Raw genomic sequence first — 24,501 nt, 5'->3', positions numbered from 1 at the left:
ATTCATGTAATCTGATAATCAAGGACGGTGTTTACCCGATCAGCTTCAACCCCGGCGGCAGCGCCTCGCCCAGCATGCGCTTGGTATTCGCTTCGTCCAGCTGCGTCACTTCGCTGATCATCGCCTGCCACAGGGGTGGGGCGCCGACGGCTTTCAGGCGAGCCAGGATGGTGGCCCGTAGTTCATCGGCGATGTCGCGCGAGCGGTCGCCCGTCATGCGCGCCAGGTGGGTGGCGGCAAACGCCGCTGGTTCCGTCTTTTTCCAGTCCAGCGCCAGAAGCACGTGCAGCCATTCGGCCACGGTGGCGCTGTCGACCACTTCATGCGCGCTGCCGTGGAAGGGCTGGCGCGCGCCGACCCTGGCCAGCGCCCACAGGGTATTCGTGTCCGCCACTTCGCCCTTTTTATCAGCCTTCTGCAGACGCTTGATCAGCCAGGCGCCCACTTCGACCTTGTAGGCGCCGGGGATGCGCTCGAGCGAGGCGCCCAGGCGCAGCATGTCGTCATCGCTGCCGTTGACGAGGGTGACGGGGCGGCTGCCGCGCTGGACCGCGTCGGCTTGCAGGTTGAAGGCGAAGTCGTCGAGCAGGCGCAGTTGCTGCTCCGTGCTCAAGCCGCCTGCCACGCGGCGCCACAGGGTCCACCATTCGGCGCATACCTGGTTGTCCTTGTGGTGCTGCACGCCCGCGTCGAACAGGGCCCACAGCTGCTCGATGCGCCACGGGTCGAGCGCGTCGCCATAGCCGGGCCGCAAACAGTAGCCGGCCAGGTTCAGCCACACCCGCTCATGTTCGGCGGAGCGGCGCCGGCCACGCGCGCGTTGTAGCAGGGCGTCGAACAGCTGGCGCAAGAGCGGCGTGTCCCAGCTTTCGCGTCCGCCCAGCCCCCGTTCCAGGTGCTGGCGCAGCTGGCGCACTTCCTTGGTTTCGACCTTTTGCGCCTTGCCGCCGAAGATGCGCTCGATTTTCTCGATGGCTTCTTTCACGCGTGGTGATACGCTGGACGTTTCGCTTGCTACATCCTCTTCGCCTCGCAGCTGGAATTCCAGCAGCCAGCGCTGGCCGGCATCCGCTGCTGCCACGCAATGCACTTCCAGGGTACCCACTTCCGTCATGACTGTCACCAGCTGCACGGTGATGTCGCGCTTGTCACCGCTTTCCGCTTGCAGCACGCTGGCCAGCGGCGGCAGGCGCAAGTATTCTCCGGCATCCAGATCGACGATTTCGCCCAGCTGCGGCGGCGTGCCCGCCTCAAAGAGGGACGTGGCCAGGTGGAAGCGCACGGGCCGGCCCAGGCGCAGCGCGAACAGGCGCTCCGTCAGGCGGATTTCCTCGCCGCTGGCGCTGCCACGGGGCAGGATGCAGACGGCGCGCTTGTCCTTGCCTGCCTCGCCCAGCACGAGGAAATAGCTGCGCGGCGAGCCGCCACCGATGCGCGGCGCCTGGCCGCGCCGGGCCAGCGCGTAGGCGACGGCGCCACGGGCCACGGCCACGTCGGGATTATCGTTGTGCAGGATGGTCAGGGGCTGGCCGCGCCAGTGCGCCAGGGTCTCGGCCAGGCGGCGCGCCAGCGCGTCGGCGCGGAACACGCCGCCATTCAGCAGCAAGGTATCGGGCAGTGCGCCTTGATGCTGTTGTAAAAAGCTGGCCAGGTGGCGCGTGATGGCCGCGTCCTGCGCATACGGCAGGCCGAATTCGACGATGCCGGCGCGGCCTTTTTTCGCTGTCTCCGTGAGTTCCACTTTCGGGAAGAAGCCGTCGACCACCATGGCCGCCACTTCCTCGCGCGTGACGTCGGCGGACCGGCTGCCACCAATCAGGCGCGAGCCCGCGCCCAGCAGGGTGACGGTGGCGCTGTCCGGCGCATCGTGCGACAGCAGCAATTCCTTGGCGGCGCGGCAGCGTTCCATCAACTGCGACAAACGCGCGGCCGACAGCTTCATGCCGCCTTCGCTGCCAGCGGCCATGCGCGTTTCCACCAGGTGGGCCAGCGCCAGGTCCATATTGTCGCCGCCCAGTATCAAGTGGTTGCCCACGCTGCTGCGCGTGAGCTGCGGTTCGCCGTTGCCATCGAAGGCCACGTCGATCAGGCTGAAATCCGTGGTGCCGCCACCCACGTCGCATACCAGAATGCGGCGCGTGTCGGCCAGGTCGTCGCGCAGGGTGGCGCGCCGGCGTTGCAGGAAATCGTAGAAGGCCGCTTGCGGTTCTTCCACCAATCGCAAGGTGGGCAAGCCCGCCATGCGGGCCGCTTCCAGGGTGAGTGCGCGCGCACCCTCGTCGAACGAGGCGGGAATGGTCAGCACCAGTTCCTGCTCTTCGAGCGGAGAATCGGGGAAGCGGTGATTCCACGCGGCGCCTACATACGCGAGGTAGCTGGCGCTGGCCGCCACGGGCGACACCTTGGCCACGTCGGCATCCGCACCCCACGGCAGGATGGGCGCCTGGCGGTCCACGTTCGCATGCGACAGCCAGCTCTTTGCGCTGGAGACGAGCCGGCCCGGCACCTGGGCGCCGAGCTGGCGCGCCAGGGCGCCCAGTACTGCATGGTCGACGCTCGCTGGGTCCTGCTGCGGCCACGGCAGCTGCAAGTCGCCCGCCGCCAGTTCGCCGGCGGCAGGGTGGTAGCGCAAGGACGGCAGCAGCGGGCGTGCAGCCACTTCGCCGGGGGCGACCAGCTGCTCGATGGGGAACAGGTTTATTTCCGCCTGCGCATCGCCAGCCGCCGCATACGCCACCACCGTGTTGGTGGTGCCCAGGTCGATGCCGACCAGGAAGGCCGGCCGCACCTTCGCGCCGCGCATGCTTATGGCTGCGGCGTGCCGCGCACGTCGAATTCCACTTTCCAGCGCTCGGCGCCGTCAGGGGACACGGCCAGCAGTTCCAGGGTGCCCGCCTCCGTCACGCGCGCATGCAGCTTGACCTGCACCACGTCGCCGGCCGACCGGCCTTCGGCGGACAAGGTCGCCTGGATTTCGCTCAGTTCCTGCAATTCGTCCGGGCCCCAGAAGTCGAGCAAGTCGCCGATCTGGTCGTTGCGGCGCGTGGATGAGGCGAAGAAGCGGAAATGCACGGGTTCGCCCACGACGAGGCCGAATTGCTGGCCCGGCAGTTCCAGTTCGCTGCCTTCTTCCATGCCGAACGGCGCCACGCACAGGGCCTGGATCGGCGGTTCCATGCCGGGGATGGCCGGCATCGCCGATTCGATGGCCACGTAGAAGGAACTGGCCGTGCCACCGCGGATGCGCACGCCATGGCCGCGCCGCACGTAGCTGTAGTAGGCCGCGCCACGGGCGACGGCCAGGTCCAGGTCGGCCCCGGCCAGCATGCGCGCCGGTTCAGCGCCTTCCATGTACAGCCAGTCGTTGACGGTCGCCATGATGCGCTGGACCAGCAAGTCGGACTTGAAGACGCCGCCGTTGAACAGCACGGCCGTCGGGTGCAAAAAGCTGGCGCCGTCCGCCTGGCGGCCCGCGAAGCCTTCCAGTTCGCTGGTGGCCGCCACTTGCCGGCCCAGGAAGGCGGCCAGGTGGCGCGTGATGGCCGCGTCCTGCGCATACGGCAAGCCCAGTTGCGTGAGGCCCGCGCGCGTGCGCACGGCAGGGCGGCTCGATGCTTCCACCTGCGGGAAGAAGCCGTCGAGGATGAAGGTGGACACTTCCGCGCGCGTCAGTTCCGTGCGGATGGAGCCGCCGATCAGCTTCGAGCCGCGGCTCGGCACGACGATCGGTGCCACATCGAGGCCGCTGTCGGCCAGCAGGCTTTCCTTGGCGCTGCGGCAGCCATACGTGAGCGCCCGCATCTGCCAGGCGTCGAGCTGGGTGCCGTTGGCGGCCAGCTTGCGGGCCACCAGGTGAGCCAGGGCCAGATCCATATTATCGCCACCGAGCAGGATGTGTTCACCGACTGCCACGCGGTGGGGTTCCAGCACGCCGTCGCGTTCCAGCACGGCGATCAGCGAAAAGTCGCTGGTGCCGCCACCCACGTCGACCACTAAAATGATGTCGCCTGGCTTGACTTCCTTGCGCCAGCGGCCTTCGCTGGTCTGGATCCAGCTGTACAGGGCCGCCTGCGGCTCTTCCAGCAGGGTGAGCGAGGTGTAGCCGGCCGCCTGCGCCGCTTCCATCGTCAGCTCACGCGCGGCCGGGTCGAACGATGCCGGAATCGTTACGGTGATTTCCTGCTGCGCGAACGGCGCTTGCGGGTGGGCGTTGTCCCAGGCCTGGCGCAAGTGCGTCAGATAGCGCGTGGCGGCCGTGATGGGTGAGATACGTGGCACTTCGGCCGGTGCGTCGTTCGGCAGGATGGCCGCGCGGCGGTCCACGCCCGGGTGGCACAGCCAGCTTTTCGCGCTCGACACCAGACGGATCGGCGTGGTGGCGCCGCGGCTGCGGGCCATTTCGCCGACGACGAACGGCGCTTCGGCTTCCTCGGTAACCCAGGGCAGGGCCAGGTCGCCGGCCGCTACTTCATCGGCGTGCGGCAGGTAGACGAACGATGGCAGCAGTGACAATTCTTCGACGGTGCCTGGCGCTGACAGTTGCGGCACCTTCAGCACGCCGTGGCTGGACTTTTCGCCATCGCTTTCGACCAGGTTCACATACGACAGGGCGCTGTGGGTGGTGCCCAGGTCGATGCCGATGGCATAGCGCGGGCTTGGGTTGGTTTGATCGTTCACAGTTCCACCTCGGCCGGTGCCAGGATGGCGGCGTCGTGCTGTTCGCTCAGTTTCGGCAGGCGCACGCTGGACGCGCGCCAGCCGCGATGGCTGAGGGTACCCGTAAATGGCGCCGAACCGACCACGTTGCCCGTCAGGCGTACTTGCGCGCTGTCAAAACCTTCCTGCAGCACGATGCGGCTGCCCTCGGCTTCCTGACGCACGGGGTCGATGGTGAAATACTCGCGCATGACTTTGGCGCAGCCCTCATGCACGACGCGGGCGGCCGCGCCGATGTCGGCATCGGCATGGCTGCCCAGGTTTTCCTGGGTAAAGTCGATCAATCGCGCTTCGCGTTGCAGCAGTGCCAGCAATTGCAGGGCGGCATCGGGCGTCGCTTCTTTCAGGATGACGGGCGCGGCAGCTGGCGTCGGCACGGGAGCAGGCGCCGGGGCCACGGGAGCGACGGGTGCAGCCTCGGGCAGGGACAGTTTTTCCACGCGGGCCGCATAGGCGGCGTCCGACAGTGTGCTGAAGAAGGCGCCGAAAGCCAGCGGGATACGGCGCCAGAACGATGGGTGGGACGATGAAGTGCTCATAGGGAACTCGTTTCTCTGATCTGTAGGGAGGCGTCGGCGGCGCGCCCGGTGGCGGGGCCGCTTCGCAAGGTAGTGCCATGTGCGGGGCCAATAGGGCCTGCTGCGTTTGCCCGCATGATACCAGCTACCGGGCCGGCGCCAAAGTCGCCGCCCCCCAGGCTGCCGGCCATAGGCGTGGTTTTTCTTTGTTCCTGCGCAAGGAAACGCTCGATTTCATGCCGCTTCGACTAGAATCGCGCATTATCTTTTTGCATGACCTGGATGCCATGTCTACCGACTTTTCCCCCGACTTTTCCCTATATCTGGCCAGCAGCACCTACATCGACAGCGACCATCCAGCCGTGCGCGCCAGGGCGGCCGCATTGGCGGCAGGCGCGGTGGGCGACGCCGCCATCGCGGCCCGCTGCTTTGCCTTCGTGCGCGACGAAGTGGCCCACAGCTGGGACTACCAGCGCAATCCCGTTACCTGCCGCGCTTCCGACGTCTTGCAGCATGGCACCGGCTATTGTTATGCGAAGAGCCATTTGCTGGCCGCGCTGCTGCGCGCCAACGGCATTCCTGCCGGCCTGTGCTACCAGCGCCTGGCTGTCGGCGAAGCGGGGCCGCCGTTTTGCCTGCACGGCTTGAATGCCGTGTATCTGCAAGACTTCGGCTGGTACCGCATCGATGCGCGCGGCAACAAGCCCGGCGTCGATGCCGCCTTCACGCCGCCGCGCGAGCAGCTGGCCTTTCCCGTGCTGGCGCCCGAGGAACGCGACTTGCCGGAAATCTGGCCGGCGCCGTTGCCGCAGGTGGTGGCGTCCCTGACCGCCTATGCCACCGTGCAGGACGTGGCGGCGCACTTGCCCGATATCGAATTGTTGCCTCTACAAAAATAATCCAAAGAAAGAAACCATGAAAAAAATCTGTATTGGCTTGATGGGCCTGATGCTGCTGGCCGGTTGCGGCAGCAAGGGCGAGAGCGGCGGACAATCGAGCGCCGCGCGCCTCGATGGCAAGGAAAAGGGCAGCGAGTTTCTTGCCTATGAACATAATGTCAGCGTCGATACGAATGAGGCGCAAGTGCGGCCCCTGTATGAAAAAGTGGTCGCCGCCTGCAAGGCCGACACGGAAAACGGCTGTCTGCTGCTCGATTCCAGCGTCGACAGCGGCCGCTACGTGCACGCGCGCATCAGCATGCGGGCCAAGCCTGCCGGCATCAAGAAGCTCGTCGCGCTGGTCGCGGCCGAAGGCGACGTCACCAGCCAGGGCACCAAGGTGGAAGACCTGGGGCGTCCCGTGCTCGACAGCAAGAAACGCCTGGAAATGCTCAAGCAGTACCAGGCGCAATTGCAAGACCTGGAAAAGCGCTCGGGAGCTAACGTCGACGCCCTGATCAAGGTGACCAAGGAACTGGCCACCGTGCAAGTGGAACTGGAGCAGGCGACGGCGGCCAACGCGCTGTTGATGCAGCGCATCGATACGGACTTGCTGAACGTCGTCGTCAGTGCCGAAGGCAAGCAATCGTTCTGGCGCCCCGTCAAGCGCGCGCTGGGCAATTTCACGGAAAACCTGTCGGAAGGCGTGGCCAACGCCATCACGGCCATGGCCTATATCCTGCCGTGGCTGATCGCTTTCGTGCTGCTGTTCCCACTGGGACGCAAGGGCTGGCGCCGCTTGAGAGGCGTGCCGCGCAAGGATTAACTTCCTCGGCGCACTGTTTTACGGCAATTTGAAACCTGGCTGCACAGTCCTTGTGCAGCCAGGTTTTTTTTCGTGCGGCGACAGCGGCGTGCACCATGCTGGACGCCTGTTGGCGCTGGCATGCATTCTGCTTTAACAACATCGCAGGCTTAGCTCGACCCCCACGAACCCATCACAGGAGTCCCCATGTCACGACGCATCATCCTGAAAGCGACCGCCGCCGGCGCACTGGCCCTGGCCACGTCCACTTACATGCAGGCAGCCTTTGCCGCCGATACGATCAAGGTGGGCATTTTGCACTCCCTGTCGGGCACCATGGCCATTTCCGAAACGTCGCTGAAAGACGTGGCTTTGATGACGATCGCCGAGATCAATGCCAAGGGCGGCGTGCTGGGCAAGAAGCTGGAAGCCGTCGTCGTCGATCCGGCATCGAACTGGCCTTTGTTCGCGGAAAAAGCGCGCCAGCTGGTGACGCAGGATAAAGTAGCAGTCGTGTTCGGCTGCTGGACGTCCGTGTCGCGCAAGTCGGTGTTGCCTGTGTTTAAGGAACTCAACAGCCTGCTGTTTTACCCGGTGCAATACGAGGGCGAGGAGCTGGAAAAGAACGTGTTTTACACGGGCGCCGCGCCCAACCAGCAGGCGATCCCGGCCGTGGAATACCTGATGAGCAAGGATGGCGGCGGCGCCAAGCGCTTCGTGCTGCTGGGCACGGATTACGTGTATCCGCGCACCACCAACAAGATCCTGCGCGCCTTCCTGAAAAGCAAGGGCGTCAAGGATAGCGATATCAGCGAGGTCTACACGCCGTTCGGCCATGCCGATTATCAAACCATCGTCGCCAACATCAAGAAGTTTTCCACGGGCGGCAAGACGGCCGTCATTTCCACCATCAATGGCGACTCCAACGTGCCGTTCTACAAGGAACTGGGCAATGCCGGCCTGAAGGCCACGGACGTGCCTGTCGTCGCGTTTTCCGTCGGCGAGGAAGAGTTGCGCGGCATCGATACCAAGCCCTTGCTTGGCCACCTGGCGGCATGGAATTACTTTGAATCCGTCAAGAATCCCGTGAATACGGCCTTCATCAAGCAGTGGAAGGCCTATGCCGTGGCGCAAAAGCTGCCGAACGCGGGTTCGGTCGTGACGAACGACCCGATGGAAGCGACCTATGTCGGCATCCACATGTGGGCGCAAGCCGTGGAAAAGGCGAAATCGACGGACACGGACAAGGTGATCGCCGCCATGGCCGGCCAGAGCGTCAAGGCGCCGTCGGGCTTCACCCTGACCATGGATGCGACCAATCACCACCTGCACAAGCCCGTGATGATCGGCGAGATCAAGGCTGATGGGCAATTCAATGTCGTGTGGAAAACCAAGGAACCGATACGCGCCCAGCCGTGGAGCCCGTTCATCAAGGGCAATGAGGGCAAGCAAAAGCTGTAAAGAGCCACGCCAGCGCCATCGGGCAATGCGTCCGGTGGTGCCGACCATCAACGCTTTTCCGGGATATCAATGAGGCTATTCACATCGCAGCTGGTCTTCGCCTGCCTGTGCCTGTCATCCATGGCCCAGGCCGCCATCGATCCATCCTTGCTCAAACCGCTGGCCGGCGACGACCCCGATGCCAGGGTCGCCGCCGTCGCGCAGATCGCCGCCCTGGCCACGCCCGAGGCCGACCGTGTGCTGCAAGCCTTGCAGGGCGATGCCCTGTATGCCGCACCCGACGGCACGGTGTATATCGTCGACGGTGAACGGGCATATGACCCGGCAAGCGGCAAGAACGTGCCGTTGCCGGACGGCATCGATGGCGTGATGGTCAACAACCGCTTGCGCTCGGCCGTGGCGGGGGCCTTGTCGGGCTTGCAGCTGCTGGCGCCGGAGCGGGCCACGCGCCTGGCAGCCGCGCAGGCCTTGCAAAAGGCGGTTGATCCCGCGCAGCTTCCCCTGATCCGCAAGGCGCTGGCGCAGGAAAACGATGCTGAGATTAAACAGATATTGCAGGTGCTGATCGCCAGCGCCAACCTGCATGCGCCCGACGCGGCCACACGCAAGCAAGCTGTGGAAGCGCTGGCCGGCAGCAGCGATGCGCGCCTGCTGCCCGTGCTGCAAGCCATGCTGGAGAAGGGCGGTGAGCCGGACGAGGCCGTGCAGCTGGCCGCCATCGAAACCATGCGCCAGATCAAGGGACGGGTGGCGCGCATGGAATTCGCCGGCAATGTGTTCTACGGCATCTCTCTGGGCAGCGTGCTGCTGCTGGCCGCGCTGGGGCTTGCCATCACCTTTGGCTTGATGGGCATTATCAACATGGCGCACGGCGAATTGCTGATGATAGGCGCTTACACGACCTACCTGTGCCAGTTGTTCTTCCGCAACTTCCTGCCTGGCCTGCAGGATGCGTATCTGCTGGCTGCGCTGCCGGCTGCCTTCCTCGTCGCCGGGCTGGTGGGCGTGGCGCTCGAGCGCACGGTGATCCGCTGGCTGTATGGCCGGCCGCTGGAAACCCTGCTGGCCACCTGGGGCATCAGCTTGATCCTGATGCAGGCCGTGCGCACCATCTTCGGCGCGCAAAACGTGGAAGTGGCCAACCCGGCCTGGATGTCGGGCGGTGTCACCGTGCTGGGCGGCCTCGTGCTGCCGTACAACCGGCTGGCCATCATCGGCTTTGCCGTCGTTGTCGTGGTGGCCGTGTGGTTGATTTTGAACAAGACGCGCCTGGGCCTGTTCGTGCGGGCTGTAACACAAAACCGCCGCATGGCCGATTGCGTGGGCGTGGCGACGGGCAAGGTCGACATGCTGACCTTCGGCCTCGGTTCCGGCATCGCGGGCCTGGGTGGCGTGGCCCTGTCGCAGCTGGGCAATGTAGGGCCGGACCTGGGCCAAAGCTACATCGTCGATTCTTTCATGGTGGTGGTGCTGGGCGGCGTGGGCCAGCTGGCTGGTACGGTGATCGCCGCGCTGGGCCTGGGCGAAGTCAACAAATTCCTCGAACCGGTGGCGGGCGCCGTGCTGGCGAAGATCGCCATTCTCGTGTTCATCATCATATTCATCCAGCGCCGGCCGCAGGGCCTGTTTGCCATGAAGGGACGCAGCGTCGAATGATTACCTCCTGTCAAACCAAGCAAGGCCTGTTTACGCGGCCCGTCTGGCTGGCGCTTGCCGCATGCACGTTGCTGGCGGCGCTGTTGCCCATTTTTAACCTGGCGTTTGCCGAAGGGCATGCGCTGCACGTGTCCGCCTACACGGTGGCGCTGGTGGGCAAGTTCATGTGCTACGCGCTGGCCGCGCTGGCGCTGGACCTTGTCTGGGGCTACACGGGCATCCTGTCCCTGGGCCACGGCGTATTCTTTGCGCTGGGCGCGTATGCGCACGGCATGTATCTGATGCGCGCCATCGGCGACCAGGGCCAGTACCACAGCAGCTTGCCCGATTTCATGATCTTTCTCGACTGGAAGACTTACCCGTGGTACTGGGCGTTTACGGAACACTTCTGGTACTGCATGGCGCTCGTCTTGCTGGTGCCGGGCGTGCTCGCCTTTGTGTTTGGTTATTTTGCGTTTCGCTCGCGCATCAAGGGCGTGTATTTTTCCATCATCACGCAAGCGATGACGTATGCCTTCATGCTCTTGTTCTTCCGCAACGATACCGGCTTTGGCGGCAACAACGGTTTCACGGATTTCAAGACCATCCTCGGCTATAGCATCACGGCGCCCGCCACCCGGGCCGTGCTGTTCCTGCTGACCCTGGCCTTCCTGCTGGCGGCCTTGATCGGCGCGCGCGCCATCGTCCGCTCGAAACTGGGCAGGGTGCTGCAGGGCGTGCGCGACAGCGAGGCGCGCTTGATGTTCCTCGGCTACAACCCGCTGTGGTTCAAGCTGTTCGTGTGGACCTTGTCGGCCGTGCTGTGCGGCATCGCCGGCGCCCTGTACGTGCCGCAGGTGGGCATCATCAACCCGTCCGAAATGTCTCCGGCGAACTCCATCGAAATGGTCGTGTGGGTGGCAGTCGGTGGACGGGGTACCTTGATCGGTCCCATCCTGGGCGCCTTCACCGTCAACGGCTTGAAAAGCTGGTTCACGGCCGCCTTGCCGGAGCTGTGGCTGTTCGCGCTGGGCTTGCTGTTCATCGTCGTCACCCTGTTCATGCAGCAGGGCATGCTCGGTGTATTGAGCAAGCTCAAACGTAAAAAGGCGACCGTCGTGGCAGAGGAGGCCGCATGAGTATCCGCATGTTGCCCGGCATGGCCAGCACCGAGGCTGGCGCCACGTATTCGCGCGTCATAGGCGAGGGTGTCGATACGACGCATGGCGCGATTTTGTATCTGGAGGACATCAGCGTGTCCTTCGACGGCTTCAAGGCCATCAACAAGCTGAGCCTCGATATTTCCGTGGGCGAATTGCGCTGCATCATCGGCCCTAACGGCGCGGGCAAGACGACGATGATGGATGTCATCACGGGCAAGACGCGGCCCACGTCCGGCACGGCCTGGTTTGGCCAGACCATGAACCTGGCGACGATGACGGAAGCGCAGATCGCCCACGCGGGCATCGGCCGCAAGTTCCAGCGCCCCACCGTATTCGAGCAGCACACGGTGTTCGACAACCTGGAACTGGCGATGAAGATGGACAAGCGCGTGGCGCCCACCCTGTTTGCCCGTTTGACCTCCGAGCAGGCCGGCAAGATCGAAGCCATCCTGCGCCTGATCCGCCTCAACGGCCACGAGGCGCGGCCGGCCGGTTTGCTGTCGCATGGGCAAAAGCAGTGGCTGGAAATCGGCATGCTCCTGATGCAGGAGCCGCAGCTGATCCTGCTGGACGAACCCGTGGCCGGCATGTCGGATGCGGAAACGGCGCGCACGGCGGAGCTCCTCAATGAATTGCGCGGCAAGCATTCGATCATGGTGGTCGAGCACGACATGGGTTTCGTCACGGACATTGCCCAGCAAGGCATCGTCACCGTGCTGCATGAGGGGGCCGTGCTGGCGCAGGGCCGCATGGACGAAGTGCAGGCCGACGAGCGGGTCATCGAAGTCTATCTGGGAAGGTGAACACATATGCTGGAAGTCGAGCAATTGAATCAATACTATGGCTCCTCGCACACCTTGCGCGGCATCAATCTGTCGGCGCGCAAGGGCGAGTGTCTGGCTTTGCTGGGGCGCAATGGCGTGGGCAAGACGACCTTGTTGAAATGCCTGATGGGCGTGCTGCCCGTGGCGCAGGGCACGGTGGTGTTCCAGGGGCGCGACATCACGAAACTGACGCCGCATGCGCGGGCCAAGCTGGGCATCGCCTACGTGCCGCAGGGGCGCGACATCTTTGCGCGCCTGACGGTCGAGGAAAACTTGTTGATGGGCATGGCGGTGAAGCGGGGCAGGCAAGCCTCGCGCATCGATCCCCACGTGTATGAACTGTTTCCGGTGCTCAAAGAGATGCTGCAGCGGCGCGGCGGCGATTTGTCAGGCGGGCAACAGCAGCAGCTGGCCATCGCCCGTGCCCTGCTGGCCGAGCCGCAGCTGATCATCTTCGACGAGCCGACGGAGGGCATCCAGCCGTCCGTCATCAAGGATATCGGCCGCGTGATCAGCCTGCTGAAACAGCGCGGTGACATGGCCATCGTGCTGTGCGAACAGTATTTCGATTTCGCCCGCGAGCTGGCCGATGAATTCATCGTGCTGTCGCGCGGCAGCGTCGTCGCCAGCGGACTGGCTGCGCAGATGGATGGCGACGACGTGAAGCGCCATTTGGCCGTGTAGGCTTAATAACTGGCTTAACAACGCCTAACAAAACCGTAGCGAGCGGAAGGAAGGCTCGGCGCCCCCGTTGGCTTGAGAAGCGCAACTGTACGAATGTACAGTGAGCATCGCAGGCCGCAAATTACGACGCGCAGTAGGTTTTGATAGGCTATGTCACCGTCAGATGTGGGAATACTCCCAGGGTTGCTTTCAATAACGTTTCTGGTGAACGGATGCGTCTGGCGTCGAGTATCCAGCGCCAGCCCAGGTAATTTGGCAGGTAGCGCGTCGCCACGCCGTGAAACGGACGCAGCCATTGCCGCAAGCGGCTGTGATACGCATTGACGTTCTGCACATGCGCGGCGCCCTGCACACGGATGCCGGCGCGCAAGTTGACGGCCTCGTGGCTGATGCCCGCTTCCCTCGCAAACGCCCGGTAGGCCGCATGGCCATCCGTTACCAGCAGAACATCCTTGTCGATAACGGGCAACAAACATCGGTGCAGCTGCGCCTTCGTCAACGCGCCTTTGCCCGTGACGAAATCAAGGGTCTGGCCCGTGCGGTCGCGCGCCACCAGGATGCAGACTTGCTCATTCGAGATACCGCGTTTAAAGGCATGGCCGCCCCGGCGGCGAGCCGGCCGCGTCATCTGCCTCGATCCCTTTTCCGATTCCAGCACGTAGAGTTCATCGGCCTCGGCGATGCCATGCAGGCCATGCGGCCGGTCCGTCTTCGCCACGCTGAGAAAGCGGTGGCGCCAGCGAAACGTGGTGTTGCGGTGTAATCCCAGCTGCTGAGCGGCCTGGCGCACCGAGGCGGAGTCGAGCAGGCAATCGGCATACGCGATCCATAGCGCCTTGTGACGCAAGCGGGCCAGCGGCGTGCCCGTCAAGGCATTGAAAGTGCGCCCGCAAGGCACGCAGCGGTAGCGCTGCAAGCCGTGCGCATGGCCATGCCGGTGCAGGTGAGGCGAGCGGCAGGCGGGACAGGCCAATCGCGGCTGCGCCACGCTTTCCAGCAACGCGACGGTCGCGTCTTGCGGTGCGTTGCCACGCAGCAGGGCGATGCCTGTCTGCCGCTGGCGTCGGTTCAGGTGAGCAAACTGGGCGATAAAACGGATCCATTCGGCTGGCTGCATGATCTGCTCCCTGTCTGGTAAGTATGCAGAGTCAGACAGCAATGCCAAGGGAAGATTCCGGCAGTTCCCCTATTTACCGATGACAGAGCCTTTTGATAGGCGTACTAAACCAGCTGGAACCAGCCTAGCACGGCGCCAGCCGCCAGCAGCCACAACAAATGGATTTTCGTGCGCCAGATGATCAGGCCGGCCACGATGGACAGGCTCCACAGGGGCCAGTCGGTGCGGATGTTATGGTTGGCGCCGCCCAAAATCATGCCCGTGGAAATCAGGAGGGCAACGACGATGGGCGCCATGCCTTGCTTGAAGGCGCGCACGGGGCGCAGGTCGCGGTTGCGGTATCCCCACTGGGCTGCCACGTAGGTGAGGGTGGTGCTGGGCAGCATGATGCCCACCATCGTCACCAGCACGCCCAGATACGCCGCCGCATAGCTGCCCGCGTTCATGCCCACGTTCCAGCCCATCAGGGCGACGAACAGCACGTTCGGGCCGGGCGCGGCCTGTGCGATGGCGATCGATTCATTGAATTGCGCCTGCGTCAGCCAGCCATGCTGTTCGACGAGGAAACGGTGCATTTCGGACGTGGTGGAAATGGCGCCGCCGATCGACATCAGCGACAGCATCAGGTAGTGGCCGAACAGGTTCAGCCAGTCGCCGGTGCTCAACACCAGTTGCAGGGGCGGATTCATGCGGACAGCTTCCGGTACGTGAGCAGGCAGCCGATGCCGCCCAGGCCCAGCAGGATGTACAGCAGGGGCCAGCGCAGCACGGCCACCATCAGCACGCCCAGCACGGTGATGGACAAGGTCAGCCACAGGGGCAGCGGATGCTTGGCCAGCGCGGTCGCCAGTTTCACGCCCGTGGCGGCGATCATGCCGGCCGAGACGGCGGCCATGCCGCGCAGGGCGCCCGCCATCTGCGGATTGTCGCCAAAATGCGTGTACAGCACGCCCAGCACGAGCACGATGACGAGGGGCACGGCCAGCATGCCGGCCAGCGCCGTCAGGGCGCCTTGCAAGCCGAAATAGCGCCCGCCCACCATCAAGGACAGGTTGACGACATTCGGTCCGGGCATGATTTGCGCCACGGCCCAGTCTTCCAGGAATTCCTCCTGCGTCAGCCAGCGCTTGCGCTCGACCATCTCGCGCTGGATCACGGCCAGCACGCCGCCAAAGCCTTGCAGGGCCAGCCAGGTGAACGAGAAGAACAGGTCGGCAAGCGAGGCGGGCTGCGGGCGGGGAAGGTCGGGCGGAAGGGGAGAAGGCGAGGACATGGCTGATTATCGCCGTGGCCGCTCGCGCTTGTCCATCGCTTTCGGCTGCGCTTGTGCCTGCAAGAAAAAACCGTGGCTCATGTTTCCCTGCCATTGACATCGAGAGTTTATCGGCAATACTTTTAGCGGCAACACGAGCACTGTCCCTTTCCGCGCTGTCGCGGTTCGCACCGCTACGCCGTCTTCCCCTCCGTCCCCTTCGCAGGAGTTGTCCATCATGCCTCATTCCACAGAAACGCTGCATATGCCTGCCATACCGGTGGTGCGCCATGTGCGCATCGACCAGAAGATGTGCGATATCGTCAATCTGGGCATCGCCGTGCAGGCCGCCTTCAGCACCTTGTGTGCGCTGGAATACCTGAAGTCATACAATGTCGCCCCGGAATTGATCGAGCGCGTGCTGCTGCATCCGGAGCAGCGCCGCCAGACCGTGCATTGAGTTTCTACGCGGCAACTGTGTTGCCGGCAGCGTGAGTCCGGTGTTGTCGGATTGATCATTACGGCTCAGTTATGCACAAATGATGGGTTAACGAAATTGGCGAAATAATTTTCTTGTGATTATGTGTGAGTTTCTAAGTGTTTGATTTTAATGAGTTTTATTTTTGCTGTTTGATTGAGCAGTTTATTGAAAGCCGCACGGGCTGTGGCTTTGAGGCCTGTCAATAGGCCCTTATCCACAAAGATATCCACAGTCCGTGTGGATATCTGAAAAAGCGCTTAACAATCCGCCACTTAGGAAATTGGAGCCGCTCGGCACATGCGATGGGCCGACAAGACGGGCCAAAATGGGGCATGCCACAAGCCTGTATGCCTATCCAGTGCTCTGGTTTTTATGACTGAAAGTAGCGGGCGGTGGTCAGGGCGTGCCGCTGGCCGGCGTCGCTGGCGTGTCGCCGCACTGGGCCAGCGCGGCGGCCAGTTCGGTGACCTGTTGCTGCGCTTCGCGCAAGGTGGCGTAGGTGCGCAGCGAGGCGATCACGGTGGTAAACAACTTGCGCGTGGTGAGGTCGGTCTTGCACCAGAAATCGTTGATGTCGTAGTCGATGATGATGCGGTGTTCCAGCGCCTGGCCGGGCTGGCCCGTGCGCAGGATGATGCGCACGGCGCTGTTGTGCAGTTCTTCGCGCACCTGGCGTGCCACTTGCAGGCCGGCATCCTGGGTTTCCATGATCACATCGAGCAGCACCACGGCGATATCGGGAGTGCCGCGCAGTAAGACCAGCGCCTCGGCGCCCGAATACGCGTGCAAAAAGCTCAGCCGGCGGCCCTGGAAACTGGCCTGGCTGAGGGCGAACTTGGTCACCACATGCACGTCGACATCGTCATCGACGATCAGCACGCGCCAGGGCGCCGCGGTGGCGGGTTCTGCCGCCGCATCGGTCCGTCCCAGCGGTTCGTCGACCAGCCAGTCCGGTTCGTCCGCCCCTTTGGCGGAACTGTCGCTATCCATGTTCATGCGTTTATCCACCGTTGATCGTAGTCGCTACTCCACACTATGCCAGTCTGCGGGGTTTGTCAAAACAATGCTGTTCAAGCAAGACGGCCTGGCGCCACTCTGCTTATGCACAGCAAAATATATTTTCATGGTGGCAGAGTAAGTTTGTTCTAGCGCAAACTCGTGATCGCAAGTCATTGATTTCATTGGGGTAAAAAATTGCCTGTGAAATCAGCAAATTGTTGAAACCCGCATCAATACTGGTGTTGCGGCTTGTCAAGAGGGGCTTATCAACAACTTTATCCACAGTTGCTGTGGATATCTAAAAAAGCCGTGCAAAAACCGGGGCTTAGCACCCGTTCGTGAAGCTGCGGCAGAAGTATTCATGCCGCCAGTCCAAACCCGCCCAGCTGGGCAAAGGCCTGCAGGAAGCGCTGCTTGGCTTCGGCCGGGCCCATGGCCTCGATTATACCGGGCAAGGGGGCGATGCCGTCAAGGTAAGCCCAGCGCTCGGCCGAGTGCGGCATCAGGTCGCGCTTTTCCGTGGCCAGCGCGATCAGGTCGGCCCGCTTGATGGGTGCGTAGTCGGAAAAATCCAGGCCATACGTGGCGGCGATGATGGCGCTGACCTTGTCTTCCAGCACCGAAAACTCCGGCAGCAACACTTTCAAGGGTTTCACCATGTCACCCAGGTAGGCTTCGGCCGCATCGTGCAGCAGGGCAGCCAGGCGCAAAGGGGGCGGCACCAGTTCGGCGACGATCAGGCTGTGCTGGGCGACCGAGTAAAACACTTGCGTCTGTCCATTGAAGCGGCACTGGTAAGCGAGGCCGTGGGCGATGTCTTCGATGGCAACCTTGTCGATATGCGGGCGCAAGGGATAAAAGCGGTTGCCGGAATAAGTGGATACGTAGTCGGTAGTAATCATTTCTGGGTCAGTTCGCCTGCTTTGCACGGATGATCCATCCTACACCGGATGGCCGCCACGTGCCTTTCGCTGGTACTCCCCCGTTTCTGCTGAGCCTATGCATCTTGGCAAATCCTTTAATTTATTTCATATCATTCATTGATCTTTCTCAAATACACTGTAGAAATCTTGTTTGAATGAAACTTAAAGGGGACAGGGCAATGACGGCGACACCTTCGGCAAGACCTTCGTATATCTATCAGGGTGGTTCGGTGATGATGCATGCGCCGCTGCAATTGAAACAGTCGGAAATGTACGGCTATTTCGTCCGTGGCGACCTGGCGAAATTGCAAGCGACCGTGAATACCACCCTGAACCAGGTGGCGGGCAGCAAGATGACCCTGAAAGCCCTGTCGCCGTATGTGATGCTGACGTTTACCCGCGTCAACCATGCGGACTCCGCCAATCCCGTCGACCAGGCCAAGGGCTGGATCACGGAAGTCGACATCGTCACCTGGATCATGGTCGGCCAGATGGATGCCGCAGGCAAGCTCGCGCATATCTATTGGTACCCGTGCCATATTTTTGTCGATGACGCGATGGCCCTGATCAACGGGCGCGAACTGTTCGGCTATCCGAAATACCTGTGCGACTACGAAATTCCCGCCGCCGGCAGCGAGCCGCTGCGCTGCTCCGTGGCCGCCAAGGGTTTCCAGCATTTCTCGCCGGAGACGAAACTGGCCTTGCACCCGTTGCTGGAAGTCAACGCCACCGTGCAGACGGGGCAGCACAAGCCCGTCAACAGCTTTTTGGAGCTCATCGAGCAGGCATTCCAGATTTTCCTCTCCATCCCCGATTTCTTCGACATGGACCAGGCCGGCTGGGCCGACATCCTGTCGCTGCTGCGCAATCCCCGCATCGACCAGATTTTCCTCAAGCAGTTCCCGGATAGCGCCGGTGTGAAAGCCGTGTACCAGGCCCTGGTGGCCGCGCCGGCCGAGATCAATCGCCTGCACAGCGCGCGCCTGCTGGGCTACGAGTATGAATGCACGGTGCACGCCTTCGACAGCTTCCCGCTGGAACAGACCCTGGGTTTGAAACTGGGGCCGCAAACGGCCATCCTGCCGTTCAATGTGAACTTCGATTTCACGGCCATGCCGGGCGAGGAACTGGTCGACAATTCCCGCATAGCGCCGGAAAAGATCGCCATTCTCGGCGGTGGCGTGGCGGCCATGACCACCGCGTATTATTTGACGAACCAGCCGGGTTGGCAAAACCAGCACGCCATCACCGTCTACCAGCTGGGCTGGCGCCTGGGCGGCAAGGGTGCCAGCGGACGCAATGCGCAAGTGGGCCAGCGCATCGAGGAACACGGCTTGCACATCTGGTTCGGCTTCTACGCGAATGCCTTCAAGATGATCAAGGAAGCGTATGCGAGCCTGGAACGTCCGCCCGGCGCGCCGCTGGCCACCTGGCGCGATGCCTTCAAACAGCACGATTACGTGGCCCTGTCGGAAGACGTCAAGGGCAAGTGGCGCAACTGGTCCATCGTCTTTCCCACCTTGCCTGGCGAACCGGGCGAGGGCGGCGAAGACATCACCCTGTGGCAGATGGCCATCGCCATGGTGGGCTGGATCGAGCAGTGGATACGCCAGATCCGCCAGGTGGCCGATGCCGATGCGCGCATAGAGCGTGCCAGTGCCAGCGCCACCGCGGCGCAAGGCGAGGGCGTGTGGCCGGGGTGGCTGCGCCGCCTGGCCGATGAAGTGGTGGGGCAGGCCGATGAACTGGGCCTCGACGTGGGCCTGTCCGTGGGCGCGCTGGTGGCGCTGGTGGCCGACCTGGCGCCGGACTCTACGCGCCACGACCAGGCGCGCCACCAGCTGCTGGCCAGTACCCTGAACGGCATCCGCGCCTGGCTGCGCCTGCGCTACCGCGCCCTGATCGATGGCGACGATGAATTGCGCCGCCTGTTCATTTGCCTGGACCTGGGCATCACGGTCATGAAAGGCATGTTCCAGGATGGCGTGTTCAAGCACGGCTTTGACGTCATCAACGACATCGACTTCCGTGACTGGCTGCGCAAGCATGGCGGCGACGAGCAGTTCAGCGTCAACTCGGCGCCCGTGCGCGGCTTTTACGACCTGGTCTTCGCCTACGAGGGCGGCGATTTTGGAAAGCCGAACATCGAGGCGGGCACGCTGTTGCGCTCGATGGCGCGCATCGGCCTGGCCTACAAGGGCGGCATCATGTTCAAGATGCAGGCCGGCATGGGCGACACGATTTTTACGCCGCTGTACGAAGTGCTGAAGAAAAGGGGCGTGGAATTCAAGTTCTTCCAGCGCGTGGAAGAACTGGTGCCGGGCGCGGGCGACATCGACAGCATCCGCATCACGCAGCAGGTGCAGTTGAAGGACCCGGCCGCCGGCTACGCGCCGCTGGTGGACGTCAAGGGCCTGGCCTGCTGGCCCAGCGCGCCCGATTACGCGCAGATCGAACCGGCCCAGGCCGCGCTGCTGCAGGCGCAGGACGTCAACCTGGAATCGTACTGGAGCGGCTGGCCGCAGCAGTACCAGCAGGCGTTCGGCCGCGCGCTGCCCGCCACGGTCTTGAAAAAGGGCATCGACTTCGACAAGGTGGTGTTCGGCATTTCCATCGGCTCGCTGCAAGCCCTGTGCCCGCAACTGCTGGCGCAAAGTCCGGCCCTGCAAATGGCGGCCGACAAGGTGAAAACCGTGGCCACGCAGGCCTATCAGGTGTGGTTGAACAAAAACCTGTCGCAGATGGGTTGGACCACGCAGCCGAAGGGCCAGCAGCCGGTGCTGTCGGCCTTCACGGAGCCGTACGACACGTGGGCGCCGATGGACCAGTTATTGGCGCACGAAGACTGGCCGGCGGGGCTGGAGCCGAAAAACGTCTCCTACTTTTGCAGCGCCTTCCCCGTCGACAGCTATCCGCCCGTCACCGACACGGATTTCCCCGCCCGCTGCGCGGCAAGGGCGAAGCAGGGCGCGCTGCACCAGCTGGAACGCGAGATCGGCGCGCTGTGGCCCGAGGCGGGCGCGCCGGGCGCGTTTCCGTGGCAATGGCTGGTCGACGCGAAGGAGCGTGCGGGAGCGACGCGCTTCGACAGCCAGTACTGGCGCGCCAACGTCGACCCGTCCGAGCGCTACGTGATGTCGGTGGTGAACAGCACGCAGTACCGGCTGGCCACCGACCAGTCGGGCTTTTCCAACCTGTTCCTGACGGGCGACTGGATCAAGACGGGCCTCAATGCGGGCTGCGTGGAGGCGGCCGTGATGGCCGGCATGCAGACGTCGCGCGCCATGACCGGGTATCCGGCCGTGATCCAGGGCGAGACGGATTTCAAGGCATGAAACGCCTGATGCTGGTGTGTCTTGTCCTTGTCCACCTGCACGCGGGTGCCGCGCCGCCTGGCGCGATTGTCCTGTGGCCCGGCGCGCCGCCCGGTGGCGCTGCGCCGGGCCCGCAGCGCGACAGCGCCAAAGGCTCCATCACGCAGGTCGACCAGCCTTACCTGATCGCGCACCGCCCGGCGCAGCCGAACGGTATCGCCATGCTCCTGGTCAGCGGCGGCGGTTATGCGCATATCGAGGCGGGCAAGGAGAGCGGCCCCACCGCCAACTGGCTGCAGGCGCACGGCGTCACGGCGTTTGAACTCGTGTATCGCTTGCCACGCGAAGGCGGCGGGGTGGCTGCGCCATTCCAGGACGGCCAGCGGGCCATGCGCGTGATCCGTGCGAGGGCGGCCGAGTGGGGTATCGACCCGGCGCGCATCGGCATGCTGGGTTTTTCCGCCGGCGCGCACCTGGCCGGCATGACGGCCGTGCAGGCCGATGCGGCCCGCTACGCGCCCGTCGATGCGATCGATGGCGTCTCCGCGCGGCCCGACTTTGCCGTGCTGCTGTACCCCGTGCTAACCATGCAAGCGCCATTCGACACGACGCATGCGAAGAAAGAGCTGCTGGGCGCCCATCCCGCGCAGGCGGCGCGCGACGCCTTGTCGGTGGAGTTGCACGTCGATGCGCGCACGCCGCCCATGTTCATTGCGCAGGCGCTCGACGATCCGATTTCCCCACCTGCGAACAGCCTGCTGATGGCCGCCGCCCTGCGCCGCGCGGGCGTGCCCGTCGAGCTGCACCAGTTCCGGCACGGCGGCCATGGCTGGGGCCTGGGCAAACCGGGCAGCGAGCCGGCCGCCTGGCCGCAACTGCTGCTGGCGTGGCTGCAGGCGCAGGGCTGGATGCCTCAGCCTGCGGGCTGAGTTTCCAGGTCGCGCCGCGCCACAGCCAGCGCCGCCTGCAGCTGCGGCAGGAACTGTTCCACGTTATCGAGCTGGCCGTTCGAGGCCAGGGTTTCCATCTGGTGGCACAGGCCGTGCAGGGTGGGGCGGCTCAGGTAGCCGGCACTGCCCTTCAAGGCGTGGAAGGCGGCAGCGGCCGCGCTGGCGTTGCCGTCGCGCACGGCGTGGCAGGCCAGGTCCAGGCGCCTCGGCGCTTCCGTCAGGAACGCTTGCGCGATGCGCTGCAAATGCTGCGGCGACAGGCCAGCCAGCGGCAGGATGTGCACGGGCGCCGTCATGGGATCGGCCGGTGCGCTTGGCTCGTCGGCGGCGTCGTCCAGGCCGAACTGGCGCGCCAGGGTGTCGTCCTCGATGGGCACGGCTGGCGGCAACGCGTGGCCGCGCGCCAGCAGCAGGTCGATGATGGCGTCGATTTTCTCGAACAGCAGCGCTTCGTCGACGGGTTTGCTGAGGAAATCGTCCATGCCGCAAGCCAGGTAGCGTTGCCGGTCATGTTCGCTGGCGTTGGCCGTCAGCGCGAGGATGGGGATCTGCGCGTCGGAAATGGGGAATTGCGCGTTGCCGCCGTCGCGGATCAGGCGCGCGGCCTGTTCGCCATCCATCAGCGGCATGCGGCCATCCATCAGCACGCAATCGTAGGGTTCCGTGCCCAGCGCGCGCAGCGCCTGCTCGCCGTTTTCCACGATGGTCACGGCATGCCCCATGCTTTCGAGCAGGGTGCCGATGATGATCTGGTTGGTGCGCACGTCTTCGGCGCACAGGATGCGCAGGCGGCAGGCGTGGCGCGCGTGGCGTGCCGGCCGGCGCGCGTCGGCCGCCGGCGCGCTGCCAGGCGTCAGCGGCAAGGTGAAATGGAAGCGCGAGCCGATGCCGATCCGGCTTTCCACGCCGATCGTGCCTTGCATCAGTTCGACCAGTTCCTTGCAGATGGCCAGGCCCAGGCCCGTGCCGCCGTAGCGGCGCGTGGTGGAGTGGTCGGCCTGTTCGAATTTCTGGAACAGGCGCGGCAAGGTGTCCGCGTCGATGCCGGGGCCCGTATCGCTGATGATGAATTCGATCTCGCTGCAGCCGTCGCGGCGCGGCGGTGTGCGGGCGCGCCGCACTTCCAGCAGCACTTCGCCATTTGCCGTGAATTTCAGCGCGTTCCCCAGCAGGTTGATGAGGATTTGCCGCAGGCGCGTGGGGTCGGCACGCACGTAGCGCGGCAGGTCCAGCGCCAGTTCGCGGCGCAGCAGCAGGCTCTTGGCGTCGGCCTGGCCCTGCACGATGCCGGCCGCGTCGCCGATCAGCGCCAGCAGGTCGAAGTCCACGGTTTCCAGGGTCAGCTTGCCCGCGTCGATCTTCGAGAAATCGAGGATGTCATTGAGAATGGTCAACAGCGATACGCCATTGTGCAGGCCGATGCGCAGGTACTCCTGCGTGCGGCCCTTGACTGACTGGTCGCGCAAGGCGAATTTCAGCATGCCGATCACGCCGGCCAGCGGCGTGCGGATGTCGTGGCTCATGGCGGACAGAAAATCGATGCGGTGGCGGCTGACCACTTCCGCGTGTTCCTTGGCCTTCAGCAGGGCGTCGTTGCTGAGGGTGAGCGCCAGGGTGCGTTCCTGCACGCGCTGTTCCAGATTGTTGCGCAGCAATCGGATCTGGTCGGCCAGGGCAAATGCCAGCAGCAAGCCGTCGAGCGTGCCGCCCAGCAGTGTCACCAGCTGGGCGTTGGCCACCATGGCCGGCATCAGGCCCAGGTTGGCCGGCAGGATCAGAAAGCCTGGCAGCATCAAGGCGACGAAGGCCAGCACGAAGAAGCGCGCCGGCTGGTAGCCGCGGCGCCAGACGACGATGCCGCAGACGAGCGCCAGCAGCATCCAGATGCTGATGACGATGGTGGCCAGGGTATGCGCATACGACAGGGCGAAGAAGCAGCTGGGTAGCAGCAGCAGGGGCAGCACCAGGTTGACCTGGCTGATGCGGTACAGCCGGGGCGAATAGTCGCGCAGGCGCAGGAAGTGCATGTAGAACAGGGTGCTGAAGACGGGCAGCAGGAAAAACGGCACGTAATGCAGCTGCAGCAAATGCCAGTCGAACAGGTCGGCAAAGACGTGGAAAGTCATGGCCCAGGCCAGGCCATAGGTCAGCACGTACAGCGCGTAATACGCCGAGGCTTTTTCCAGGGTGATGGAAAAGATGAAGAAATTGAACAGGCCCAGCGCCAGCAGGGCGCCGATGGAAGCGACCATCAGGAAGTTTTCCTTGCCTACCAGCTTGCGGTAGTCTTGCTGCGTCTTCACGCCGAACAGGGGCGCGCGCGCGTAATACGGGCTGGAAAAGCGGATCAGGATGTCATACGTGGCGCCTGGCGCCAGTTGTACGTTCCTGCCGTAGTGCAACAAATATTCGTGCGGACGCTGGTAGCCCGTCAGCAAGGTTTGCGGCGCCGCGTGCGGCCCGGGGCCGTACACGTGCAGGTCGACCAGGTCGATCAGGGTGTCGTTCGGGTCAATGACCCAGGCCGTTTCGCTGCTGTCGTTGCGCACCTGCGCATGCAGCCAGTAGGCGCCGCCGAACAGGTCGACTTGTGCGGCTGGACGCTGGCGTGCCAGCCAGGCGGGCAGGGCGGCCGCATCGGCAGGCGCGGCCTCATTTCCGGCGAGAAATAGTTGCCCGCCCTTGCCCAGGTGCTGGATGCCTTGCGTGCTCAGGGGCAAGGGCGCCGCCTGCGCCGCGCCCGCCAGCCCCAGCAGGCCAAACAGCAGACTGAGCAGGAGC

19 protein-coding genes are annotated in these 24,501 nt (G+C 63.9%); 10 read left to right on the top strand and 9 right to left on the bottom strand.

Annotated elements, in window-relative coordinates; translation table 11 throughout:
• Positions 1-31: 31 nt before the first annotated feature.
• From SJI03_RS28100 to SJI03_RS28090, 3 genes are read right to left on the bottom strand one after another with little or no spacing between them, the layout of a single operon-like run.
• Complete coding sequence (locus SJI03_RS28100; protein WP_322429368.1) at positions 32-2,803, bottom strand: Hsp70 family protein; 2,772 nt, start codon at positions 2,801-2,803, stop codon at positions 32-34.
• A gap of 2 nt (positions 2,804-2,805) precedes the next feature.
• On the bottom strand, positions 2,806-4,677 hold the full coding sequence (locus SJI03_RS28095) for an Hsp70 family protein (RefSeq protein ID WP_322429367.1): 1,872 nt from the start codon (positions 4,675-4,677) through the stop codon (positions 2,806-2,808).
• A complete protein-coding gene (locus tag SJI03_RS28090; RefSeq protein WP_322429366.1) occupies positions 4,674-5,255 on the bottom strand; it encodes a DUF2760 domain-containing protein in 582 nt (193 codons plus the stop codon). The genes SJI03_RS28095 and SJI03_RS28090 overlap by 4 nt, the downstream gene beginning before the upstream one ends.
• 266 nt (positions 5,256-5,521) lie before the next feature.
• Between SJI03_RS28090 and SJI03_RS28085 the strand changes: the two genes are divergently transcribed.
• The 7 genes from SJI03_RS28085 (at position 5,522) to urtE (ending at position 12,684) form a co-directional block, all read left to right on the top strand.
• Positions 5,522-6,133, top strand: a complete 612-nt coding sequence (locus tag SJI03_RS28085) for a transglutaminase family protein (RefSeq protein ID WP_322429365.1) — start codon at positions 5,522-5,524, stop codon at positions 6,131-6,133.
• Between the two features lie 16 nt (positions 6,134-6,149).
• Positions 6,150-6,938 carry a DUF4349 domain-containing protein gene (locus SJI03_RS28080; protein ID WP_322429364.1) on the top strand — a complete coding sequence of 263 codons (789 nt, stop codon included), beginning with the start codon at positions 6,150-6,152 and terminating at the stop codon, positions 6,936-6,938.
• Positions 6,939-7,124: 186 nt separating this feature from the next.
• Positions 7,125-8,378, top strand: coding sequence for an urea ABC transporter substrate-binding protein (gene urtA, locus SJI03_RS28075; protein ID WP_322429363.1), 1,254 nt, complete (start codon positions 7,125-7,127; stop codon positions 8,376-8,378).
• A 69-nt stretch (positions 8,379-8,447) separates the two neighbouring features.
• Positions 8,448-10,034, top strand: a complete 1,587-nt coding sequence (gene urtB / locus SJI03_RS28070; RefSeq protein ID WP_322429362.1) for an urea ABC transporter permease subunit UrtB — start codon at positions 8,448-8,450, stop codon at positions 10,032-10,034.
• Positions 10,031-11,152 carry an urea ABC transporter permease subunit UrtC gene (gene urtC / locus SJI03_RS28065; protein WP_322429361.1) on the top strand — a complete coding sequence of 374 codons (1,122 nt, stop codon included), beginning with the start codon at positions 10,031-10,033 and terminating at the stop codon, positions 11,150-11,152. Before urtB ends, urtC begins: the two co-directional genes overlap by 4 nt.
• Entirely contained in the window at positions 11,149-11,979 is an 831-nt protein-coding gene (urtD, locus tag SJI03_RS28060) for an urea ABC transporter ATP-binding protein UrtD (RefSeq protein WP_416208797.1), read from the top strand. Before urtC ends, urtD begins: the two co-directional genes overlap by 4 nt.
• 6 nt (positions 11,980-11,985) lie before the next feature.
• On the top strand, positions 11,986-12,684 hold the full coding sequence (gene urtE, locus SJI03_RS28055; protein WP_322429360.1) for an urea ABC transporter ATP-binding subunit UrtE: 699 nt from the start codon (positions 11,986-11,988) through the stop codon (positions 12,682-12,684).
• Positions 12,685-12,832: 148 nt separating this feature from the next.
• On the opposite strand, the gene SJI03_RS28050 is transcribed toward urtE, so the two are convergent.
• From SJI03_RS28050 to SJI03_RS28040, 3 genes are all read right to left on the bottom strand, one after another.
• Positions 12,833-13,801, bottom strand: coding sequence for an IS1595 family transposase (locus SJI03_RS28050; protein WP_322429359.1), 969 nt, complete (start codon positions 13,799-13,801; stop codon positions 12,833-12,835).
• A gap of 104 nt (positions 13,802-13,905) precedes the next feature.
• On the bottom strand, positions 13,906-14,490 hold the full coding sequence (locus SJI03_RS28045; protein WP_322429358.1) for a chromate transporter: 585 nt from the start codon (positions 14,488-14,490) through the stop codon (positions 13,906-13,908).
• The gene (locus SJI03_RS28040; protein ID WP_099380901.1) at positions 14,487-15,074 is read right to left on the bottom strand and encodes a chromate transporter; all 588 of its coding nucleotides are present in this window, start codon (positions 15,072-15,074) and stop codon (positions 14,487-14,489) included. Before SJI03_RS28040 ends, SJI03_RS28045 begins: the two co-directional genes overlap by 4 nt.
• Before the next feature lie 217 nt (positions 15,075-15,291).
• Between SJI03_RS28040 and SJI03_RS28035 the strand changes: the two genes are divergently transcribed.
• Positions 15,292-15,513, top strand: coding sequence for a hypothetical protein (locus SJI03_RS28035; protein WP_099380899.1), 222 nt, complete (start codon positions 15,292-15,294; stop codon positions 15,511-15,513).
• A gap of 417 nt (positions 15,514-15,930) precedes the next feature.
• Here the strand turns inward: SJI03_RS28035 and SJI03_RS28030 are convergent, their stop codons facing one another.
• Entirely contained in the window at positions 15,931-16,530 is a 600-nt protein-coding gene (locus SJI03_RS28030; RefSeq protein ID WP_322429357.1) for a hypothetical protein, read from the bottom strand.
• A gap of 362 nt (positions 16,531-16,892) precedes the next feature.
• Positions 16,893-17,435 carry a phosphohydrolase gene (locus tag SJI03_RS28025; RefSeq protein ID WP_099380898.1) on the bottom strand — a complete coding sequence of 181 codons (543 nt, stop codon included), beginning with the start codon at positions 17,433-17,435 and terminating at the stop codon, positions 16,893-16,895.
• Positions 17,436-17,635: 200 nt separating this feature from the next.
• Between SJI03_RS28025 and SJI03_RS28020 the strand changes: the two genes are divergently transcribed.
• Together SJI03_RS28020 and SJI03_RS28015 are read left to right on the top strand one after the other, a co-directional pair.
• Positions 17,636-20,791, top strand: a complete 3,156-nt coding sequence (locus SJI03_RS28020; protein ID WP_322429356.1) for an NAD(P)-binding protein — start codon at positions 17,636-17,638, stop codon at positions 20,789-20,791.
• Positions 20,788-21,699 (top strand): alpha/beta hydrolase, encoded by a 912-nt coding sequence (locus SJI03_RS28015; protein ID WP_322429355.1) that lies wholly within the window; start codon positions 20,788-20,790, stop codon positions 21,697-21,699. Before SJI03_RS28020 ends, SJI03_RS28015 begins: the two co-directional genes overlap by 4 nt.
• On the opposite strand, the gene SJI03_RS28010 is transcribed toward SJI03_RS28015, so the two are convergent.
• Complete coding sequence (locus SJI03_RS28010; protein ID WP_416208798.1) at positions 21,684-24,497, bottom strand: 7TM diverse intracellular signaling domain-containing protein; 2,814 nt, start codon at positions 24,495-24,497, stop codon at positions 21,684-21,686. The two genes, SJI03_RS28015 and SJI03_RS28010, sit on opposite strands and share 16 nt — an antisense overlap.
• Positions 24,498-24,501: the final 4 nt, after the last annotated feature.

The organism is Janthinobacterium sp. GMG1 (genome assembly GCF_034427795.1).
Taxonomy (GTDB): domain Bacteria; phylum Pseudomonadota; class Gammaproteobacteria; order Burkholderiales; family Burkholderiaceae_D; genus Janthinobacterium.
This window is presented reverse-complemented; position numbering and strand designations above follow the sequence as displayed.

Coding starts and splice junctions, on each gene's coding strand:
- SJI03_RS28015 (WP_322429355.1), top strand. CDS start 20,788: ATGAAACGCCTGATGCTGGTGTGTCTTGTCCTTGTCCACCTGCACGCG.
- SJI03_RS28025 (WP_099380898.1), bottom strand. CDS start 17,435: ATGATTACTACCGACTACGTATCCACTTATTCCGGCAACCGCTTTTAT.
- urtC (WP_322429361.1), top strand. CDS start 10,031: ATGATTACCTCCTGTCAAACCAAGCAAGGCCTGTTTACGCGGCCCGTC.
- SJI03_RS28030 (WP_322429357.1), bottom strand. CDS start 16,530: ATGAACATGGATAGCGACAGTTCCGCCAAAGGGGCGGACGAACCGGAC.
- SJI03_RS28035 (WP_099380899.1), top strand. CDS start 15,292: ATGCCTCATTCCACAGAAACGCTGCATATGCCTGCCATACCGGTGGTG.
- SJI03_RS28040 (WP_099380901.1), bottom strand. CDS start 15,074: ATGTCCTCGCCTTCTCCCCTTCCGCCCGACCTTCCCCGCCCGCAGCCC.
- SJI03_RS28045 (WP_322429358.1), bottom strand. CDS start 14,490: ATGAATCCGCCCCTGCAACTGGTGTTGAGCACCGGCGACTGGCTGAAC.
- urtA (WP_322429363.1), top strand. CDS start 7,125: ATGTCACGACGCATCATCCTGAAAGCGACCGCCGCCGGCGCACTGGCC.
- SJI03_RS28085 (WP_322429365.1), top strand. CDS start 5,522: ATGTCTACCGACTTTTCCCCCGACTTTTCCCTATATCTGGCCAGCAGC.
- urtE (WP_322429360.1), top strand. CDS start 11,986: ATGCTGGAAGTCGAGCAATTGAATCAATACTATGGCTCCTCGCACACC.
- SJI03_RS28020 (WP_322429356.1), top strand. CDS start 17,636: ATGACGGCGACACCTTCGGCAAGACCTTCGTATATCTATCAGGGTGGT.
- urtD (WP_416208797.1), top strand. CDS start 11,149: ATGAGTATCCGCATGTTGCCCGGCATGGCCAGCACCGAGGCTGGCGCC.
- SJI03_RS28090 (WP_322429366.1), bottom strand. CDS start 5,255: ATGAGCACTTCATCGTCCCACCCATCGTTCTGGCGCCGTATCCCGCTG.
- SJI03_RS28050 (WP_322429359.1), bottom strand. CDS start 13,801: ATGCAGCCAGCCGAATGGATCCGTTTTATCGCCCAGTTTGCTCACCTG.
- urtB (WP_322429362.1), top strand. CDS start 8,448: ATGAGGCTATTCACATCGCAGCTGGTCTTCGCCTGCCTGTGCCTGTCA.
- SJI03_RS28100 (WP_322429368.1), bottom strand. CDS start 2,803: ATGCGCGGCGCGAAGGTGCGGCCGGCCTTCCTGGTCGGCATCGACCTG.
- SJI03_RS28080 (WP_322429364.1), top strand. CDS start 6,150: ATGAAAAAAATCTGTATTGGCTTGATGGGCCTGATGCTGCTGGCCGGT.